This window comes from Devosia neptuniae, assembly GCF_025452235.1.
In the GTDB taxonomy this organism is placed as follows: domain Bacteria; phylum Pseudomonadota; class Alphaproteobacteria; order Rhizobiales; family Devosiaceae; genus Devosia.
This window is the reverse complement of record NZ_CP104965.1, coordinates 1203374-1223014: the sequence shown is the minus strand read 5'-3', so window position 1 is coordinate 1223014 and position 19641 is coordinate 1203374. Positions and strand designations below refer to the sequence as shown.

General features: G+C 62.4%; 18 protein-coding genes. 8 read left to right on the top strand and 10 right to left on the bottom strand.

The features are described from left to right. The first annotated feature begins 7 nt into the window (after nucleotides 1-7). The 5 genes from N8A98_RS08680 to N8A98_RS08660 all read left to right on the top strand — a co-directional run bounded on the left by N8A98_RS08680 (nucleotide 8) and on the right by N8A98_RS08660 (nucleotide 5014). Nucleotides 8-1066: an ABC transporter ATP-binding protein gene (locus tag N8A98_RS08680; RefSeq protein ID WP_113123571.1), complete on the top strand. Its 1059-nt coding sequence runs from the start codon at nucleotides 8-10 to the stop codon at nucleotides 1064-1066. 414 nt (nucleotides 1067-1480) lie between these two features. Further along, nucleotides 1481-1804, top strand: a complete 324-nt coding sequence (locus N8A98_RS08675; RefSeq protein ID WP_262171930.1) for an ArsR/SmtB family transcription factor — start codon at nucleotides 1481-1483, stop codon at nucleotides 1802-1804. After that, a complete protein-coding gene (locus N8A98_RS08670) occupies nucleotides 1801-2220 on the top strand; it encodes an SRPBCC family protein (RefSeq protein ID WP_262170680.1) in 420 nt (139 codons plus the stop codon). Before N8A98_RS08675 ends, N8A98_RS08670 begins: the two co-directional genes overlap by 4 nt. A gap of 24 nt (nucleotides 2221-2244) precedes the next feature. Beyond that, nucleotides 2245-2667 (top strand): iron chaperone, encoded by a 423-nt coding sequence (locus tag N8A98_RS08665; RefSeq protein WP_262170678.1) that lies wholly within the window; start codon nucleotides 2245-2247, stop codon nucleotides 2665-2667. A 94-nt stretch (nucleotides 2668-2761) separates the two neighbouring features. After that, nucleotides 2762-5014, top strand: coding sequence for an ATP-binding cassette domain-containing protein (locus N8A98_RS08660; protein ID WP_262170676.1), 2253 nt, complete (start codon nucleotides 2762-2764; stop codon nucleotides 5012-5014). On the opposite strand, the gene N8A98_RS08655 is transcribed toward N8A98_RS08660, so the two are convergent. The 5 genes from N8A98_RS08655 to lepA form a co-directional block, all read right to left on the bottom strand. After that, a complete protein-coding gene (locus N8A98_RS08655; protein ID WP_262170675.1) occupies nucleotides 5011-5475 on the bottom strand; it encodes a glutathione peroxidase in 465 nt (154 codons plus the stop codon). The two genes, N8A98_RS08660 and N8A98_RS08655, sit on opposite strands and share 4 nt — an antisense overlap. Nucleotides 5476-5861: 386 nt before the next feature. After that, on the bottom strand, nucleotides 5862-6350 hold the full coding sequence (locus tag N8A98_RS08650; protein WP_262170673.1) for a hypothetical protein: 489 nt from the start codon (nucleotides 6348-6350) through the stop codon (nucleotides 5862-5864). Nucleotides 6351-6482: 132 nt separating this feature from the next. Then, nucleotides 6483-8240 carry a hypothetical protein gene (locus N8A98_RS08645; protein WP_262170672.1) on the bottom strand — a complete coding sequence of 586 codons (1758 nt, stop codon included), beginning with the start codon at nucleotides 8238-8240 and terminating at the stop codon, nucleotides 6483-6485. Beyond that, nucleotides 8237-9976 (bottom strand): hypothetical protein, encoded by a 1740-nt coding sequence (locus N8A98_RS08640; RefSeq protein ID WP_262170670.1) that lies wholly within the window; start codon nucleotides 9974-9976, stop codon nucleotides 8237-8239. Before N8A98_RS08640 ends, N8A98_RS08645 begins: the two co-directional genes overlap by 4 nt. A gap of 62 nt (nucleotides 9977-10038) precedes the next feature. Beyond that, the gene (lepA, locus tag N8A98_RS08635) at nucleotides 10039-11844 is read right to left on the bottom strand and encodes a translation elongation factor 4 (RefSeq protein ID WP_262170669.1); all 1806 of its coding nucleotides are present in this window, start codon (nucleotides 11842-11844) and stop codon (nucleotides 10039-10041) included. Nucleotides 11845-11944: 100 nt separating this feature from the next. Here lepA and N8A98_RS08630 point away from each other — a divergent pair, with 100 nt between their 5' ends. Further along, nucleotides 11945-12790, top strand: a complete 846-nt coding sequence (locus N8A98_RS08630; RefSeq protein WP_262170667.1) for an extensin-like domain-containing protein — start codon at nucleotides 11945-11947, stop codon at nucleotides 12788-12790. Between the two features lie 204 nt (nucleotides 12791-12994). Here N8A98_RS08630 and N8A98_RS08625 read toward each other — a convergent pair whose 3' ends face one another. Both N8A98_RS08625 and N8A98_RS08620 read right to left on the bottom strand, forming a co-directional pair. After that, complete coding sequence (locus N8A98_RS08625; RefSeq protein ID WP_262170666.1) at nucleotides 12995-13510, bottom strand: hypothetical protein; 516 nt, start codon at nucleotides 13508-13510, stop codon at nucleotides 12995-12997. 69 nt (nucleotides 13511-13579) lie between these two features. Beyond that, on the bottom strand, nucleotides 13580-13726 hold the full coding sequence (locus tag N8A98_RS08620) for a hypothetical protein (protein WP_262170664.1): 147 nt from the start codon (nucleotides 13724-13726) through the stop codon (nucleotides 13580-13582). Between the two features lie 105 nt (nucleotides 13727-13831). On the opposite strand from N8A98_RS08620, the gene N8A98_RS08615 reads away from it, so the two are divergent. After that, a complete protein-coding gene (locus N8A98_RS08615) occupies nucleotides 13832-14743 on the top strand; it encodes a LysR substrate-binding domain-containing protein (protein WP_262170663.1) in 912 nt (303 codons plus the stop codon). Nucleotides 14744-15115: 372 nt separating this feature from the next. On the opposite strand, the gene N8A98_RS08610 is transcribed toward N8A98_RS08615, so the two are convergent. The 3 genes from N8A98_RS08610 to N8A98_RS08600 all read right to left on the bottom strand — a co-directional run bounded on the left by N8A98_RS08610 (nucleotide 15116) and on the right by N8A98_RS08600 (nucleotide 18977). Continuing rightward, nucleotides 15116-16771 (bottom strand): MBL fold metallo-hydrolase RNA specificity domain-containing protein, encoded by a 1656-nt coding sequence (locus N8A98_RS08610; protein WP_262170661.1) that lies wholly within the window; start codon nucleotides 16769-16771, stop codon nucleotides 15116-15118. A gap of 272 nt (nucleotides 16772-17043) precedes the next feature. After that, the gene (locus N8A98_RS08605; protein ID WP_113121943.1) at nucleotides 17044-17595 is read right to left on the bottom strand and encodes an ActR/PrrA/RegA family redox response regulator transcription factor; all 552 of its coding nucleotides are present in this window, start codon (nucleotides 17593-17595) and stop codon (nucleotides 17044-17046) included. A gap of 74 nt (nucleotides 17596-17669) precedes the next feature. Continuing rightward, complete coding sequence (locus tag N8A98_RS08600; RefSeq protein ID WP_262170659.1) at nucleotides 17670-18977, bottom strand: ActS/PrrB/RegB family redox-sensitive histidine kinase; 1308 nt, start codon at nucleotides 18975-18977, stop codon at nucleotides 17670-17672. 145 nt (nucleotides 18978-19122) lie between these two features. Here N8A98_RS08600 and N8A98_RS08595 point away from each other — a divergent pair, with 145 nt between their 5' ends. After that, nucleotides 19123-19602, top strand: a complete 480-nt coding sequence (locus tag N8A98_RS08595; protein WP_262170657.1) for a DUF2852 domain-containing protein — start codon at nucleotides 19123-19125, stop codon at nucleotides 19600-19602. Nucleotides 19603-19641: the final 39 nt, after the last annotated feature.

The following is a 19641-nucleotide window of genomic DNA, read 5'->3' as shown; positions in this document are numbered from 1 at the left end:
ACAAGTCATGTCGACAAATATCGAGCTGCGCAAACTCGTCAAAGCCTATGGCGATATCGAGGTGATCCACGGGATCGACCTCACCATCAATCCGGGTGATTTCACCGTGTTCGTCGGTCCCTCCGGCTGCGGTAAATCCACCCTGCTGCGCATGATCGCGGGCCTCGAACCGATCACCGGGGGCGACCTGTTGATCGACGGCCAGCGCATGAACGAAGTCCCCGCCGCCCGGCGTGGCATTGCCATGGTATTCCAGTCCTATGCGCTTTACCCGCATATGAATGTCTACCAGAACCTGGCTTTTGGGCTCGAAACCGCCAAGACTCCCAAGGCCGAGATCAAGGAACGCGTGCAGCGCGCCGCCGAAATCCTGCAGATCGTGCCGCTGCTGCAGCGCAAGCCCAAGCAGCTTTCGGGCGGCCAGCGTCAGCGCGTCGCCATTGGCCGCGCCATTGTGCGCGAGCCCAAGATCTTCCTGTTCGACGAGCCGCTGTCCAATCTCGATGCCGAACTGCGGGTGCAGATGCGCGTCGAGATCGCCAAGCTGCACAATGATCTGGGTAACACCATGATCTACGTGACCCACGATCAGGTCGAGGCCATGACCATGGCCGACAAGATCGTCGTGCTGCGCAATGGCGTCATCGAACAGGCCGGCGCCCCGCTCGAGCTCTATAACAACCCACGCAACCTGTTCGTCGCCGGCTTTATCGGCTCGCCCAAGATGAACTTTTTGGCCGCCAAGGCCGAAGGCAGTGGCCTCAACACCGCCGGCAATAGCGTGGCCCTGCCGCGCAATATCGCCGGCGCAACGACGCTGGGCATCCGCCCCGAACACATCACCCTCACCGAAGGCTCAGGCATCAAGCTGGCCGAAGTCAAGGTGGACCTGGTGGAAAGCCTGGGCGGCCAGACCGTTGTCTACGCCACCACGGCCGACAAGCAATCCATGACCATCGTGCTCGAAGGCCAGCGCCAGGTCGAGCTGGGTTCGACGGTGACGGTGCACGCCGATCCCTCGCGCATTCATCTGTTCGATGCGCAGGGCAATGTGATCCTGGGGTAGTGGGGCTATCCGGCTCTCCGTGAGGAGAGTGTTCGACTTGTCTTAAACGCCTTCATCCGCAGCTAGACGCATCGGCTCTCGCCCTCCCTCCCCCTTGAGGGGAGGGCTGGGGTGGGGGTCGCTGCGGCTCCTGCGCTAAAGCTCGTCGACCCCACCCTCAATCCCTCCCCTCAAGGGGGAGGGAGGCGTATCGTGGCTCTCCGTCTGATTGAGAAACCCCAACAGACATCATCCTGAGCTTGTCGAAGGACGAGGTCGTGCCACCTTGCCTCCACTCACCCCACCGCGTGGTTCGTGGGGCTCACCATGAGTTCTCCTCGGGACCCGATTGCCTCCGTAGTCCCACCCTTGACTCATTCATACCTCTCCAGCTATACGTAAATCCATAGCCTATGAGGTATGGATTTGTCCCAATTGGCACCGGCGCCAGACGTGATCTTCAGGACGCTTGCCGATCCGACGCGGCGGGCGCTGTTTGAGCGGCTGTGCCGGGAAGGCGAGATCACGGTGGGGGCGCTGACCGCCCAGGCGGGCGTGTCGCAGCCGGTGGTGTCCCGGCATCTGGGCGTGCTGAAACAAGCCGGGCTGGTGCGTGATCGCCATGAAGGTCGGCAGACCCATTACCGGGCCCTGCCGGGCGCATTGGCGCCGCTGATCGACTGGACCAGCGAAATGGCCAGCTTTTGGGACGGCCGGTTCGATGCGCTCGAAAACCTGCTCGACAGGATGGACCAATGACCGCGCCCCCCATTCGCACCGTCGTGCTGGAACGCGAATTCACCACGACGCCGGAGAAAATCTGGCGCGCGCTGACCCAGCCCCATCTGCTGGAGGAATGGCTGATGCAGACCGATTTTGAGCCGGTCGAAGGCCGGAAATTCACTCTGCGCAACCAGCCCCGGCCCGATGTCAGCGTGGTCATCGATTGCCAGGTGCGGGCGATCGAGCCGCACAAGACCCTGTCTTATAGCTGGGACGCGTTCGGGCTGGAAAGCGTCGTGACCTTCACGCTGGAGCCCACTGCTTCCGGCACGCGGCTGCGCATGGAGCAAACCGGTTTCCGGCCGGATCAGGACCTGGCGTTCAAGGGCGCACAGGCGGCCTGGAAGCAATTCGCGACCCGGCTCGACGCGCTGCTGGCGCGGCTCGATTGACCCCAAAACCCAAGGAGAACGCCTATGGCCACCAGCAAAAAGAAGGTCTTTTCGGAGGCCGAACTTGAGGCGATGCAGGACGCCAAGGTCGAGCGCAAGAAGGGCAAGAAAGCCGATGGCGAGGCGGACCTTCTGGCCAAGGTCGCCGAAATGGGCGACAGCGACCGCGCCATCGCCGAGCGCCTGCATGCCCTGGTCAAGCAGAACGGGCCCGAGCTGTTGCCCAAAACCTGGTATGGCATGCCGGCCTGGGCCAATAGTGCGGGCAAGGTGGTGTGCTTTTTCACCGCCGCCGGCAAATTCGACAGCCGCTATGCCAGCTTCGGCTTCAACGAGGCCGCCAAGCTCGATGATGGCACGATGTGGCCGACCGCATTCGCCATCACCAAGCTGACCCCGGCCGACGAGGACAAGCTTGCCGCGCTGATCAAAAAGGCCGTCGGCTGACCAAAAAGTTGCGACCCATGTCGAAAACCGGCCTGCTGACGCGTCATGTCAGCAGGATGCGGCAAGCTCGCGTCACCCATCATGAGGATAACCCGTGACCCCTGCTGACTACGGTTCGATCATCATCCGCGGCGCCCGCGAGAATAATCTCAAATCCGTCTCGCTCGACATTCCCAAGCGCCAGATCACGGTGTTTACCGGCGTGTCGGGCTCGGGCAAATCCTCGCTGGTCTTCGGCACCATTGCGGCGGAAAGCCAGCGGCTGATCAACGAGACCTATCCCAGCTTCGTGCAGCAATTCATGCCGCGCTATGGCCAGCCCGATGCCGATCAGCTGGAAAATATCTCGGCCGCCATCATCGTCGATCAGCAAAGGCTGGGCGGCAATTCGCGTTCCACCGTGGCCACAGTGACCGACGCGGCGCAGATGCTGCGTGTGCTGTTCTCGCGGTTGGGCGAACCCCGGCTCGGGCCGCCCTCGCTCTATTCATACAATGATCCGCGCGGCATGTGCCCCGAATGCGAGGGGATCGGGCAGGTGGCGGCCATGGATATGGCGGCAGTGATCGACGAGAGCAAATCGCTCAATCAGGGCGCGCTGCTGCCCAAGGACTTTGCCGTCGATAGCTGGTGGTGGGAAATCTACGCCAATTCCGGCCTGTTCGACATGGACAAGCCCATCGCTCAATTCAGCGCCGAGGAGCGCGAAAACCTGTTCCATCTCGATGATGGCCGCAAGATCAAAGTCGGCAAGATCGGGCTGACCTATGAGGGCGTGGTGGCCAAGCTCAAGAAGGGGCTGGGCGCCAAGGACCCCGAAAGCCTGCAGCCCCATGTTCGCCTCGAATATGAGAAGATTTTCACCCGCCAGACCTGTCCCGCCTGCCACGGCGCCCGGCTCAATGCGCCGGCTCTGGCCAGCACGGTCATGGGGCACAATATTGCCGAGCTTTCGGCCATGCAGGTGAGTGAGCTCGCCAAGCTGGTGCGCAGCATGGACGCGCCGCAGGTCGGGCCAATGCTGCAAGCGCTGGCGCTGCGGCTGGAGAATCTGGTCACCATCGGGCTGGGCTATCTCAGCCTTGACCGCGAAAGCTCGACCCTGTCGGGCGGCGAAAGCCAGCGCGTCAAGATGGTGCGCCATCTCGGCTCCTCGCTGACCGACATCACCTATGTGTTCGACGAGCCCTCGGTGGGCCTGCATCCGCACGATGTCGGACGCTTGGCCGGGCTGATGCAGCAGCTGCGCGACAAGGGCAATACCGTGCTCATCGTCGAGCACAAACCCGACATGATCGCCATTGCCGATCATGTGGTGGATATGGGCCCCTTCGCCGGCAGCAAGGGTGGGGAAATCGTCTACGAGGGTGATTTTGCCGGCCTGCTGACGTCGGGCACGCTCACTGGCAATCACATCAAGAAACACCAGCCCATCAAGGACACGGTGCGCAAGCCCAGCGGCGAGCTCACCATCGCCCATGCCCGGCTGAACAATCTCAGGGATGTCTCGGTGAGCATCCCTCGCGGCGTGCTGACGACCGTGGCCGGCGTCGCCGGCTCCGGCAAGTCATCATTGATCCAGGGCTGCCTGCCGCTGGCCTATCCCGATACCATCATCATCGACCAGAACCTGGCGCGGGGTTCGCGCCGCTCCAATACGGCGACCTATACCGGCATTCTCGATGCGGTGCGCAAAGCCTTTGCCAAGGCCAATGCGGTGGAGGCCGCGCTGTTCTCGGCCAATTCCAAGGGCGCTTGTCCCGATTGCAACGGGCTGGGGGTGATCTATACCGATCTGGCGCATCTGGACCCGATGGTCACGACCTGCGAGACCTGCGAGGGCAAGCGCTTCCTGCCTGAAGTGCTGGCCCATCATCTGCGCGGCAAATCCATTGCCGAGGTCTATGAGATGAGCGTCAGCGACGCAGTAGGGTTTTTCACCGAGCCGGCCATTGCCAAGATCCTGGGGGGCCTTGACGATGTGGGGCTGGGCTATCTGACGCTGGGCCAGCCGCTGTCGACCCTGTCGGGCGGGGAACGCCAGCGGCTCAAGCTCGCGGCCGAGCTGGGCAAAAAGGGCAATATCTATGTGCTCGACGAGCCCACGACGGGCCTGCATATGCACGATGTCGATACCCTGATCGGCCTCTTCGATCGGCTGGTCGATGCCGGCTCGACCGTGATCGTCATCGAGCACAATCTGGATGTCATTTCCCGCGCCGATTGGGTGATCGACCTGGGTCCCGGCGCCGGCCAGGATGGCGGCCGGGTGCAATTCGAGGGCGTGCCCGCCGATCTGGTCAAGGCCGGCCATTCGCTGACCGGCCAGCACCTGGCGGCGCGCTAGAGCTGCTTTTCCACCTCCGGCACGAGATCGGCGGGCAGCACAGCGGGGGCGAAGCGCGCGGCCACCTTTCCATCGCGGCCGATGAGGAATTTGGCAAAATTCCACTCGATATCGCCGGGATGCTCTTCCTTGAGCCAGGTGTAGAGCGGGCTTTCGCCTGATCCATTGACCTCGAGCTTGGCAAAGAGCGGGAAGCTCACGTCATAGGTCAGCGAGCAGAATTCGGCGATCTCTGCGGCCGTGCCCGGCTCCTGCCCCATGAACTGGTTGCAGGGGAAGCCCAGGATCACGAGGCCCTGGTCCTTGTAGTGCCGATAGAGCGCCTCCAGCCCCTCATATTGCGGGGTCAGCCCGCATTTGCTGGCGGTATTGACGATCAGCACGGGCTGGCCGGCATAGGCGGCAAGCGGCTGGGGCGTGCCATCGAGCAAAGGAAGGGTGAAATCGGCGAGCTGGGTCATCGAAATATCCGGGAACGAGTCGGCTGCCAGCATAGCGGTTCGCGCGCGGCGCGAGAAGGCGCGCCAAGGCGCCGGCCGGCGCGGCGCCTCCGGGGAGATTTTGACGAGCGGGCCCCGAGGCGGTGTCGCCTCTGGTAATTTTAATAGTGAGACGAGCGCCGCCTCGGGGCGCCGGGACTTTATCGGACGGCGCGATCGCAACCCCAGCGGCTTGCCGTAGCGCCCCGCCCGAAAGTCACCCCCGCTCGACCCGAAAGGCGGCGCGACCCGCCCTTCCCCGGCTGGCCTTCGGACACCGGTCGCTGCAGCGCCGCCCGTATCCCGAAAGCTGGGCAGCATTCTAGCCGCGATTTGCGCGGCCGGGCATAAGCGGGATAAGTTTTGCCTTATCGGTTGCGGAACTGGTCGATGCGCAGGGCGAGCTTGTCGCGCAGATCGGCCATTTTGGCCTTATAGGCGGCATAAGCGGGATCGGCATGCGGCGCCGCGGCGGCGACCAGTTTGGGCCGCAGTCGCTGCACCGGCAGAACCGGATCGCCCACCACTTTCCAGACAAAGGCATTGAGCTCCCCGCGCCACTCGGCATTGACCGCCTCCCAGGCATCGAGCCCGGCCAGCGCCTGGCCAAGCTGGGTCAGCAGCCCCCCATGATCGGGCGCCGCCATGGGCAGGCTGTCGCCCTGGGCGAGAAAGACCTGCGCATCACGCAACAGCACCTCGGCCACGCTGATCGTCTGCCCCGAAACCGGCGCCTGCGGCCGCCGCGCCGCCACGGTGGCAATCTGGGCATGCAACGCCGTCAGCCGCAACCAAAGCGCCTCATGGCGCGCAGCCAGGGCATGGGTGACACGGGGCAGTTTTTTGGGCTGGGGCAAGGTGGAAACTCCTGAAGCGGCGGGATGCCGGACAGGAGAGGGTAAGGCGGGGTGGAGGGGCGGGGATTAGTTTTTTGGCCGCCAAGTAGGGACCACGGCATTCCCCAACTCTAGTTCCGCGTGCTTTCCCTCTCAGTCACCTGACGATCCATGGCTCTGGGATAAAAGGTCGCGCCAGACTTGCGGCGGAACTGGCAGTCGATGGCAGCGACATGCGGTGAGCACTATCGGCCAATGCCCCAAGCGGACGGCCGAAAGGGCGTCATAATGTGGGTTGTTGGCGGTTTCTTGCAGAACGTAGTCTAGCGTATCTTGTGTGCCTTCAGTAACTGGAATGCCGGTCAGTGCTGCGCCGTGCACTTCGCGGCCAAGATAGAGTTCGTTTTCACTATCCTCGTCTGGCAGCCAAGTTTGGAAAGTGCAATGGTCGAGCGACTCGGCTTTGAACACTGCCAGCTCGTCGAACAATCGCTGTTTGCCTCCCGACGCGGCCCAGAGTGCCAGCATGGGGTACAGTATGCTGCCTTCGGTCAAACTCTTTCGATGCTCCTCCGTGCGTTCAGTCGGGTGGGCGACCACATCCCAATAGGAGTGACTTACTATCGGATAGCGACCATGCACTTTGAAGGCAAAGATACTCCGTCTCGCTAACTCCTCGCACCAATCGTTCAATGCGCCATGGCTAGCAGGGCGGCAAGCTAGAAGCGTGAATGCCAGTCCAATGTCGATCGCTTGCCAATCGCCGATTGGGGAAAGTAGCGCCCGATTGTTACTGACAATCTGCGCCAGCTGCGAACAAAGAGCGTCGATGCGGTCGATAGTTGCCCTTGTGATCTCAGCGGGAGCCGCCGGGTGCGCGCGGAGGTAGTCGTCCGTAAGGACAGTGGGTCCACTAGACGGGGCGAGCTCCCAAACCAACCATAGTCCACGTAATGCTAAGCGCCCAACAACCTCGAATAACTTGAGGTTTACGTCGACTGCAGAATGCGACCTGACCGCTGAGGACAGCGCGTGCCGAACACCGGCATGTGGCAGTATTTTGCCCCCGAACAGCTCTTCCCAGATTGCAAAATGCAACTCAAACATTTCGTTGATGACGTATCCCGCGGCCTCAGCAGCCGCGCCTGAGCGCGCAACGTCGGCCTTTAGAAGGTGCCAAACTTCGAGCTGCACGTGTTCACTAGCTCGATAAGGAGCTTCCACATTGTTTGCCTCACGTGCCCATACAAACATGATCCACAAGCAGATATTGATCATCCGTGCTTGGGATAGCCTCGCTGCTGGGGTCGTCCCGGGCGCGTCGCCCAAAGCGCGCAGTAGCCTTGAAAAATGGTCAAGCGAAATGTCGGGTTCTTCGACCATCGCAACACTCTTACGCAAGTGACTTCGGAATGGCGACGGTAGTAAGTCTTCGCGTAGGATGCCGTCGAGGATTACGTCTGCGAGCCGGTCACCATTCCACTCCTCATAGCTGATGCGCTCTGTCGTGTTGCGGTTCATATAGCCGGTCACTTCGGCACGGACCTGCTCGTCTATCGCACCGCCGAACGTGAGGCAGATTGCGATCGGGAGTGCGGCATACTCGGGCGGGATTCGGCTCGATATATAATGATCTAGAATCTCATCGAGCGATGGCCTGAGACTCTGCGGCGAGGCTGTATTCCACTCGGTGCGGTTAAGGTCCCCCGATTTGACCGAGAACAGATGAACACGCCGAACGCCATCACGCCCCATGCCTACCGCAGCAACATCCACGCCGTATTGGCGTGTGCCCCGCGCTGGGCGCGAATAGACGGTAAACCCAAGCTCAGTCAGTAAATCAGGCAGTACCGCGTCAAGCTCACCGCGCTCTCGCAAAGAGGCGACATATTCGCGGATGACAAGTTTCATGATTTCGACAGGGTCATCGTTCGAAAGACTCGCAATTTGTAATCTAGGTCAAACGGTTCCAGAATATCGAGGCGTGGCGCTTCGAAGCTATGACTGAAGCTGTGCAGCTTCATCTCGTTGCGCTGATTTTCTCCGTCTGGCCCCTTGTAGTAGCTAATGGAGCCATTGCCATAGAGGATGACTGACCGGCTCACGAGTGAGAAGAGTATGGACCGTTTTTCGGCCTGCTTGTGTACCTGACGCGCGGACTCATGCTGGCGGTGGTTTTCGATTAGGCGCTCGCGTTCTGACGGGCGCAGTTCCTTGAGCCAACCGACCTTCCCAAGGCCTTCGAGATAAACTTCAAGCTGAGCAAGCAGTTCTCTCAAAATGGGCTGAAGAGGGGCGCTCGCAGTCTGGGCACGTTCGGTCAGCCAACTCGCGAGTTCGCCCGAATAATTTACTAGCAGCGGGTCGAAGAGAATTTCCACTATCACCTTGCGCGAGGTCTCGGTGACGCCAGGAATAATTCCAAGCACCAGTGAAGCGGCTGTAATGGGGTGGATGAAGAGATAGCCGATCGCGCGATGGGCGAGCAGGACTTTGTCGCTGTCTGCTAATCCGAGGGTGGCGCGGGCGACCTCTAGGACCAGAGGAGCATCGCCATTATGATTTCCGACCAGCGACAGAGCCGCGTGACCTAGATTGAACTCGGATGAGAGGAGCCAACTAACAATCACCTCGCCCAGTACGTTTGGTGCAAGTTGGCGCAAAGCATAGGAAAAGCCATCGAGCGCCTCAAGTGAGGCGAGCTCATCATGCCTTGCAATCAGTGGCGTGATTAGTGCGAGCGCTTCGCTCATCCGTCCGTTCGTGAGTAGTTTCACGCCAGCGGAATCGATATTATCCAGCGTTGCAGAATTGGTGATGGCGACCTTGTGCATGACCGCCGTCAGGCCTGCCACGATACCAGCCGGCAGTTCCTCGCCATGGAACATGAGCTCAAGCGAAAGCTGATGAATCGCGTGGTCGCCAACGTTTGGCGTCGCAGTACGGATCAACGCGACAGCCGAGGGCTGCATATCGTTATTTGAACGTGCGATCTCGCATATGGCGACAAGGATGTGACCTAGGGAGTTATCATCGGCTTTGCCGCTAGCCGTAGCGAGCGCGTCGGCCACACGTTCTCGTGCTACGGGCGTTTCTAGTGCCATCGTGCCAATCGCCTTGGCTCCGGCGGAGCGCGCTGGCGCCGCTGCACCTTCAACGTAGGAGATCGCCTTCGTAAGAGCTTCATCGGGCGAATTTTTGGCGAGCGCCTGGAGGCTAAGGAAGACGTAGGCCGAGTCTTCGGGATCGTTCTCGTCGATCTCAATAAGAGTTAACCGCGCTCGATCGCCTAGTTCCGCCCAAGTTCGATATACGCCGTTGGGCATGCTGGACATGAGGTCATTGCCAGCGCGCGCGACAAGAGCCTTTACCGCGCCAAGCATCACAGGTACCTCGGCGTCTAGGTTTGGAATGAGATCGCAATAAAGGTGCATGACAATGAAAAAGTCATGCTGGCCTATCGTAGAGCTAGAAATCGTGTTTGCGATCTCCAGTAGGTCTATCGTGCCGTCATTGTGGAGTTCCTCAAGCGCTGCGCGAAATGCCCTGCCGTCCTCAGACGTAAGATGTCGACGCGCGCGTTCCACGAGCAGTTGAGGGAGATCCCCTGCTAAGTAACGTGCGACAATGTCGTCCCTGTCGGTCATCGACTCCTCAGCCAATTGCAACTTTCAGCACGTTAGTCGCAATCACTTAAATCCGTTTCAGACTAATCATCACCCATCTTCAACGCCTTGATAAACGCCTCTTGTGGGATGTTGACGCTGCCGTATTGGCGCATCTTGGCTTTGCCTTTTTTCTGCTTGTCGAGCAGCTTGCGCTTGCGCGTCGCGTCGCCGCCATAGCATTTGGCCGTCACGTCCTTGCGCATGGCGCGGACGGTTTCGCGGGCGATGATCTTGCCGCCGATGGCAGCCTGGATCGGGATGACGAACAGATGCGGGGGGATCAGTTCCTTGAGCTTTTCGCACATGACGCGGCCGCGGGTTTCGGCAACGGAGCGGTGCACCAGCATGCTTAGCGCGTCGACGGGCTCGGCATTGACCAGGATGGTCAGCTTGACCAGATCGCCGGGGCGGTGGGTATCGAGCTTGTAGTCGAAGCTGGCATAGCCCTTGGAAATGGACTTCAGGCGATCGTAGAAATCGAACACGACTTCATTGAGCGGCAGGTCATATTCGACCATGGCGCGATTGCCGACATAGCTCAGGTTCGACTGGATGCCACGGCGATCCTGGCAGAGTTTGAGGATGCTGCCGAGATATTCGTCGGGGGTGAGAATGGTGGCCTTGATCCAGGGCTCGCGGATTTCCTCGATCTGCATCACGTCGGGCAGATCGGCCGGATTGTGCAGCTGAAGCGTTTCGCCATCGCGCATGACGATTTCATAGACCACCGAGGGGGCGGTAGCGATCAGATCGAGATCGAATTCGCGGCTTAGGCGCTCCTGGATGATTTCCAGATGCAGCAGCCCGAGGAACCCGCAGCGGAAGCCAAAACCCAGCGCGGCCGAAGTTTCCATTTCGAAGGAGAAGCTGGCGTCGTTGAGCCGCAGCTTGCCCATGGCGGCGCGCAGCTCGTCGAAATCGCTGGCATCGACCGGGAAGAGGCCGCAGAACACCACGGGTTGGGCCGGGCGGAAGTCCGGCAGGGCATGGGCGGTGGGCTTTTTGTCGTCGGTGATGGTGTCGCCGACATTGGTATCGGCCACTTCCTTGATCGAGGCGGTGAAGACGCCGAGCTCGCCGGGGGTCAGTTCCTTGACCTCGACCAGTTTGGGCGTGTTGACGGCGACGCGATCCAGCTCATAGACGGCGCCGGAGGCCATCATGCGGATGCGCTGGCCCTTTTTCATCACGCCATCAATGATGCGGACGAGGACGACGACGCCGAGATAAGTGTCGTACCAGGAATCGACCAGCAGCGCCTTGAGCGGGGCATTGATGTCGCCCTTGGGCGCAGGCAGGCGGGTGACGATGGCTTCGAGCACGCCCTCGATATTAAGGCCGGTTTTGGCGGAGATTTCGACGGCCTCGGAGGCATCGATGCCGATAACGTCCTCGATCTGTTGCTTGACGCGCGGAATGTCCGCTGCGGGCAGATCGACCTTGTTGAGGACCGGCACGATCTCGTGATTGGCGTCGAGCGCGTGGTAGACATTGGCCAGCGTCTGCGCCTCGACGCCCTGGGAGGCGTCAACGACCAGCAGGCTGCCTTCGACCGCGGCCATGGAGCGGCTGACTTCATAGGCGAAGTCGACGTGGCCGGGCGTGTCGATGAGGTTGAGAATATAGGTCTCCCCGTCATTGGCCTTATAGGTCAGCCGGACGGTTTGCGCCTTGATGGTAATGCCGCGCTCGCGTTCGATATCCATCGAATCGAGCACCTGCTCCTTCATCTCGCGCAGATCGAGACCACCCGTGGTCTGGATCAGGCGATCGGCCAGGGTGGATTTGCCATGGTCGATATGGGCGACGATGGAGAAATTGCGGATATGGGAGAGCGGCGTTGTCATGGGCCGCTGATAGCAGATGCCGCAGGACCCGCAAAGATGGTTTAAGCGGGGTTAACCGGGGCTTTTTGCAACGGGTGGCGGCGCCGGGCGTTGGGAGAGCATGCATTTGCCCCGCGCCGTCGCCTTCGCCGCCGTCCTGAGCCTTGCCATGCCGGTGGCCGCGCAGGATGTATTCAAGCCGCTGCAGGATATGGTGGAGGGGCTGACAGAGCCGCCGCCGCAGGCTGCGGAGGCTGAGCCGGTGGCGCCGCGACCACGACCGGAAGCGGCGGAAGGCGAGGCACCGCCGCCTTTGCCGCAGAAGCGGCCGGAGGAACACGACGCGCCGGTCGTGGAGGAGAGTGCAGCGCCTGAAGCCAAGCCCGCCGAAGATGTGGTGACGGATCGGGTGTATCAGACGGCCTGCCCGGCGGTGTTGCTGGGGCTGGTGGAGGCGCAGGCGAATCCACCGCTGAGCGAGGATATGTGCGGGGAGCGCTCGCCGCTGACGGTGACGGCTGTTTTGGCCAATGGGCGGATGGTGCCGCTGTCTTCGCCCGTGATCACCAATTGCGAAATGGCGAGCGCTCTGCCCGGCTGGGTGGCGGCGGTGGATGGGTATGCGACATCGGCGCTGGATAGCCCGCTGGCTGAGGTGGTGACGGGGACCAGCTACATGTGCCGCAAGCGGAATGGGGCGGAGAACGGGTTCACCTCCGAGCATGGCTTTGCCAATGCGGTGGATGTGACGGGTTTTACGCTGGAGGATGGGCGCAGCATCGGGGTCGAGGGGGACTGGATGCCGGCAGCGGCGCCGGAGGGGCGGTTGCTGCGGTTTGCCCATGATGCGGGGTGTACGGGATTTACCACGGTGCTCGGGCCGGAGGCCAATGCCGAGCACCATGATCATTTGCACCTCGATCTGGGGTGCCATGGGAAGACGTGTACGGCGCGGATTTGTGAGTAGGAGTGGGGTGCAGTGGTTGCGGGGAGATCGCACCCCTCACCCTGCAATTTCTGCTGAACGCAGAAATTGCTGTCCCTCTCCCACAAGGGGCGAGGGTTGGCATTGTGCTTCGCATGCCCCGGAGCCGCCTTCTCCCCCTGTGGGAGAAGGTGCCCGCAGGGCCACCGAATTCGCGAAGACAAATTCGGTTGGGATAAGGGGGCTTTACTGCGCCGGGGGAGCCGAAGGTGTTGTCTCAGCGGGTGCTGCTGGCGTGGCCGGAGCCGCGGGCGTTGACGAGGCAGGCGCTGTTGCCGGGGCAGCCGCAGCGGCGCCTTGGGTGGCGTAGATGGAGACGACGGCGTCGACGCTCTGGCGGTCGGTGCTGCCTTCGGCGCAGTCGGGCGTCGTCTTTTCGACGTCGCCCTTGACCTGGGTATAGGCCTTTTGGCCGGTGGCTTCGTCCATGCCCATGCCGGCTTCGAAGCGCTTCTGGTCATTGGTCATGCGCGTGAGCACGGCGGGATCGACGGTGACGCTGCACAATTCGATCACCGCCTTGGTGGCGTAAAGACCGGTCAGCAGGTTGGCATTTTTGGGCGTATTGTCGATCGGCGCCAGCGGATCGACCACGATATTGGCGGCCGGCGGGGTGGCGGGCGCCGCAGGGGCGGCTTCCTGGGCGGCGAGCGCAGCGGTGCCGGCCAGCAGCAGGGTCAGCGCGGTGAAGGTGCGGATCATCAGAGATCTCCTTGAAGGCGGGCGCCCATGCGGGCTGGTTCCCTCCCCTTCAAGCGCCTGATTATGGCCTCAGCACGGCGCCCGGTCGGCGATCGGGTGATAAGGCGGCAAATCGGCCCATTCCTGCAGGCTCATCTGGTCGGGATGGGTTTTGATGCCATCGCGCGGGGTAAGCCAGGAAAGCAGGTGACGGAGCATTGCAAGCAGGTTTGACATTTTGTGACCTCCTTTCGGTCAGTATCTATTTGATACCGAAACCAATGCGCCTTCTGTCAGGCTGCCACAATGGACAAGAGCTGGGCTCTCCTATAGAAAATCTATATGAGTGCGCTGTTTTCTATCCCCCTCAATGCCTTGCGGGCCATCGAAATCGTGGCGCGACGCGGCTCGCTCGCCCCGGCGGCCGAGGAATTGGGCGTGACCATGGGCGCGGTCAGCCAGCATGTGCGGCGGGCCGAGGAGCGGCTGGGCATGGAATTGTTCGAGCGCACGCCGAGCGGGCTCGTGCCCTTGCCGGCGCTCAAACAGGCATTGCCGCAGCTGACGGCCGGGTTTGCGGCGCTGCAGGATGGGCTGACCACGCTCAAGGGCAGTGACGAGGGCGTGCTGAACCTGACCGTGGGCGGCGTGTTCGCCAGCCGCTGGCTGATCTGGCGGATCAACAAATTCACCAGTCTGCATCCTGATATCGAAGTGCGGCTGACCGTGACGGCGCAGATGATCGACCTCAGCCGGCCGGACATGGATTGCGGCATTCGCTTTGGGCTGGGCAAATGGCCGGGGGTGACGGCAACGATGATTGGCGGGCAGGCGTTTCAGCCGGTCTGTGCGCCTCCCGTGGCGCAGCAGCTCAAGACGCCGGCCGATTTACTGCATGTGCCGATGATCCGCGACCAGACCACGATGCTGAGTTGGGACCTGTGGCTGGATGCGGCGGGGCTGGCACGCGATGGCTTGCCCCCGGGGCCGACCTATTCCGATCCGTCCCTGGCCTTTGACGCAGCCATTTCCGAGCAGGGCGTGCTGATGGCGGTGGATATGATGAGCGCCGATCCGGTGAGCGACGGCCGGCTGGTGCGGCCGTTCGAGCTGCCGGTGAGCGGGCCGCATGGCTATTGGCTGGCCATCGCCAAGGGGCGGCGGGAACCGCGCAAGACGCGGTTGTTTCGCGAGTGGCTGGAGGCGGAGGTACCGGCTTCGGTGCGGGGATATGTGTATCAGTCGCGGGGGTGAGGCGGGGCCACTTTCCTCTCAACGGGTGCGCACCATTCCAGAACGCCACAATCGCTTTCCCTCGGGCTTGACCCCGGGGCCGCACGCCGTTTGTGCCGGGTTGAGAGGGGCCCTCGGGTCGAGCCCGAGGGAGATGCGGTGGGTGGGGAGAGTTGGGTGGGCCACCGATACTTCATCAACCACGGTGTCATTCCGGCGGAGGCCGGAATCCATGCTGAAGGCCATCCCGGCGCTGGATGTAGCGACTGACCACGGACATGGATTCCGGCCTGCGCCGGAATGACATTGTGGGTGGGAATGGATCGAGCGTCGCGCAACCACCGCGCGGTCCCTCCCCCTATCAGGGGGAGGGTAGGTGGGGTATGGGAGCCCCTATTCGTCAAATCCCTGGGTCTCGACCGGGGTGATCGGGCTGGGCACATGCCCCGGCGAGGGCGCAGCGCCCAGGCTTGAGAGCTGCGATTGCAGGCTCCGCATGAGCGCGAGTTTTTCCGCGTCGCTGCCAGTCTGGAGGGCCTGGCTGAGGCGGATGGTGAAATCGGCAAAGGCGTTGTGCCAATCGGACGGCAGCTGGGCCGGGTCGATGCGGGGCGTCGTGGGACGGGCCTTGGCAGATATGCCGGTGGCGGTGAGTTCGAAATAATCGTCTAGCTGGGGCAGGATGATCTGGTCGCCGGAGAGGCCCGTGGCCATGAGGGCGGCGCGGAGAGCCGTGCGTTCTTCATCTTCACCATGGGTCAGGAAGATCGCGCCATGGGCGGGCAGGCGGGCCTTGATCCAGGCCATGAGTTCGGAATGATCGGCATGGGCGGAGTAATTGCCCATGGAGCGGATGGTGGCGCGGACCGGCACCAAAGTGCCATGGATACGCACTTCCTTGGCGCCGGAAAGGATGATCTGGCCCAAAGTGCCGGGGGCCTGGTAGCCGACAAACAGCACCGTCGCATTGGCGCGGATCAGATTGTTGCGCAGGTGATGCTTGATGCGGCCGGCATCGGCCATGCCGGAGGCGGACATTATGATGGCGCCGCCGCGAATGGTGTTGATGGCCTTGCTGTCCTCCACCGCCTCGATGATGCGGAAGCGGGGATCGTTGAACAGCTCATCGGCGCCCAGTTCGACATCGTCGAACATTTTCGCATATTTGCGATAGACGCCGGTGACCTTGCTGGCGAGCGGGGAATCCAGAAACACCAGGCGCGGATCGATCTCGCCGGTTTTGATGAGATAGCCGATATCGTGCAGCAATTCCTGGCTGCGCTCGACGGCAAAGGCGGGGATGACCAGATTGCCGCCCCGCGCCAGGGCGGTGTTGATCTCGGCTTTGAGGGCTTCGCGGCGCTGTACCAGCGTGTAATCGACGCGTTCGCGGCCGCCATAGGTGGATTCGCACAGGATGTAATCGAAACCGGCCGGACCTTCGGGCTCGTTGTAGAAGACCTTTTCGTCGGGCCCGATATCGCCCGAGAACATCAGGCGGACGGGCTTGCCATCGCCATTGGCCACTTCCACCTCGATGGAGGCCGAGCCGATAATGTGGCCGGCATTCCAATAGCGGGCGCGCACGCCGGGGCCGGGATTGATCCATTCGCCGTAATTGCAGGTCTTGCGGTGTTTGAGCGCCTCTTCGGCATCGGCCATGGTGTAGAGCGGGGCAGCGGGTTCGTCGCCACGGCGGCCGCGCTTTTTGGTTTCGCGCTCGGCTTCGCTTTCCTGAATGCCGGCGCTGTCGGGCAGAAGATATTCGAGCAGGCCCGCAGTGGGCTCGGTCATCCACATCGGGCCGCGCCAGCGTTCGCGATAAAGTTTTGGCAGGAGGCCGGCGTGATCGATATGGGCGTGGGTGAGGAGCAGGAAATCCACCGCGCGGGGATCAAAGGGGGTGGGTTTGAGATTGAGATCGCGGACCGATTTATTGCCCTGGAACAGGCCGCAATCGACGAGGAATTGACCGGCGGGGTGAACCACCCGATAGCAGGAGCCGGTCACCGTGCCGGAGGCGCCATGGAAATGCAGGGTGACGGTCATGCTGGGCTCCTCGCCTGATGGCTATTTGGAGCACAGAGTAACGCGATTTGATGACGGCGGAAGTTTGTTTGTGTTGGAGGGGGATACCCCCTCTTGGCCGCCGCTGGTTGGGGCCGCGATCCCGTTCCGGGAGTGGAGCGTTCCCCTCCCCCTTGAGGGGAGGGCTTGGGTGGGGGCGCTGCGATCACCAATTGCTCAATGCGCGTGGGGGCCTCAGCACCCCCACCCTCAATCCCTCCCCTCAAGGGGGAGGGAGGCAGATCGTGGCTCTCTTACTTCGGCGCGCGCTTGGCCAAAATGCGCTGCAGGGTGCGGCGGTGCATGTTGAGGCGGCGGGCGGTTTCCGAGACGTTGCGGTCGCACAGCTCATAGACGCGCTGGATATGTTCCCAGCGTACGCGATCGGCCGACATCGGGTTTTCCGGCGGCTCGGGCTTGTCTTCGCCGGTGGCGAGCAGCGCATTGATGACGTCGTCGGCGTCGGCGGGCTTGCTCAGGTAATCGATGGCGCCGAGTTTGACCGCGGTGACGGCGGTGGCGATATTGCCATAGCCGGTCAGCACCACGGCGCGGGCATCGGGGCGGGCCTGATGCAGGGCGGATACGACCTGCAGGCCATTGCCGTCTTCGAGGCGCAGATCGACGACGGCATAGGCGGGGGGCTTGCTGGCGACGGCGGCCAGGCCATCGGCCACGCTCGAGGCGCTGCGGACATCAAAGCCCCGGCGCGCCATGGCGCGCTCAAGGCGCTGCAGGAATGCCACATCGTCATCGACGAGCAGCAGGCTGGGGTCGGTGGCCAGAAGGTCTTCGATCGTGCTCATGGCATTGACATAGGCGTTCCGGCAGAAAAGGTCAAAATATGGCAGGGGGTGCGGCGATATGGGGCGGGGCGCCCCTACTCCACCGCGCTCCGTGGCCAGACGATCCGCACCTGGGCGTGGCCATTGGGCGCAATGTTCTGGAAGGCGAGGCGCGCGCCGGTGCGTTCGAGGAGGGTTTTGGCGATGAAGATGCCGAGGCCCAGGCCCCCCGGCTTGTGGGCGTCGGCGCCCTGGGCGTCGCGGGGGCGGCTGGTGAGATAGGGTTCGCCGAGGCGCGCGATCAGCTCGGGGGCAAAGCCGGGGCCGTCATCGGTGATGGAAACCGAAACGGCGGTGGCGTCCCAGGCGGCTTCGATGCGCACCGTGCTGATGGCGAAATCTGCGGCGTTTTCGATCAGATTCCCCAGCCCATAGAGCAGCCCGACACTGCGGGTGAAGACCGGGGGCGGGCCGGCGGTGTTAGCGGCGTCGAACAGGATCGCCTTGCCGCGTCCGTCATGGGGGCGGGCGACTTCGGCGAGCAGGTCGGTGAGCGGCACGGCGGCGAAGGGGTCGCCGGCTTCATTGCCCAGATTGCGCAGCTTGGCCAGGATGGCGCGGCAGCGGGCGGCCTGTTCGATGATCAATTCGACATCGGCGGCCAGATCGGTGCCCGGCACGGCATCGGCGCGCATTTCCTTGGCGGCGAGCGCAATGGTGGAGAGCGGCGTGCCGAGCTCATGGGCGGCAGCAGCGGCCAAGCCATCGAGGGCGGAGAGCTGTTCCTTGTGCGAGAGGGCCAATTCGGTGGCGGCGAGGGCGTCGGCCATCTGGCGGGCGTCGTGGGCGACGCGGCTGGTATAGGCGGAGATGAACACCACGCCGCAGACGATCGAGACCCAGATGCCGATGACATAGATGCGGTTGAACACCAGTTCCTCGCCCGGCGTCCAGGGGAGGGGCAGGTGCCAGACGGCCAAGAGCGAGGCGATGGCAGCGGCGAGGATCGCAATGATCGTGCTGGCGCGCTGGGGCAGCGTGGTGGCCGAGACCGAGACGGGGGCCAGCAGCAGCAGCGCGAAGGGATTGTGCAGGCCGCCGGTCAGCGCCAAGAGGCACCCGAGTTGGCAGAGGTCAAAGGCGATCTGGCCGGCGGTGAACAGCGAGGAGGGGCGGTGGGCAGCGCCGAAGCGCACGACCAGCCAGATATTGAGCGCGACGGACGCGCCGATCAGCAGCAGGCATTGCAGCAAAGGCAGGGGAAAGCCCAGGCCAAAATCGACAAACAACACGCCAATGGTCTGCCCGATCACCGCCAGCCAGCGCAGCAGAACCAGGCTTTGCTGGCGCAGCGGACGCCAGGTGGAGGGCAAAGGCAGGCCATCGGCCTGGGTCAAGCTCATGTTTTCAGCCTTTCGGACCGGGGAAACCGCGGCTTTATGGTGATCACAAATTCCATTTCAAGGGCAAAAATCGGCAGGCACATGCTTGATCCTGTCCCTCGAGGGGCCACGTTATGCTCATCGTGACTGGGAGAATGAAACCGAAATGACCACAGCAATCATCAAACCGCAATTCTCGCCCCTGACCATCGCACTCATGGTTGTGGGCTTTATCGCCTTCTGGCCGCTGGGCCTCGCCGTCCTCGCCTATATCATCTGGGGCGAAAAATTCGGCGGCTCGCCGGAAAAGGCCCAGGCCTATTGGAACAAGGGCCGCAGCTGGTGCTCGTCCAACAAGGGCCAGTTCCGCCGCCATGGCTTTGCCTCCACGGCCCATTCGAGCGGCAATGCCGCCTTTGACGACTATCGTGCCGAACAGCTGCGCCGCCTGGAAGAAGAACGCGCCCGCCTCGACGCCGAAATCGATGCCTTCCACGAATATATGGCGAACCTGAACAAGGCCAAGGATCGTGAAGAATTCGACCGCTTCATGAACGAACGCCGCGGCAATCGCCAGGGCTATACCGACGACAACAAGCCGACCAACAATGATCCGAACAATGGCTGGGGCAACAATAACGGCTAATCCCCAGCCGACAGCTCCCTCCTGAGGCCAGTCGTTTCC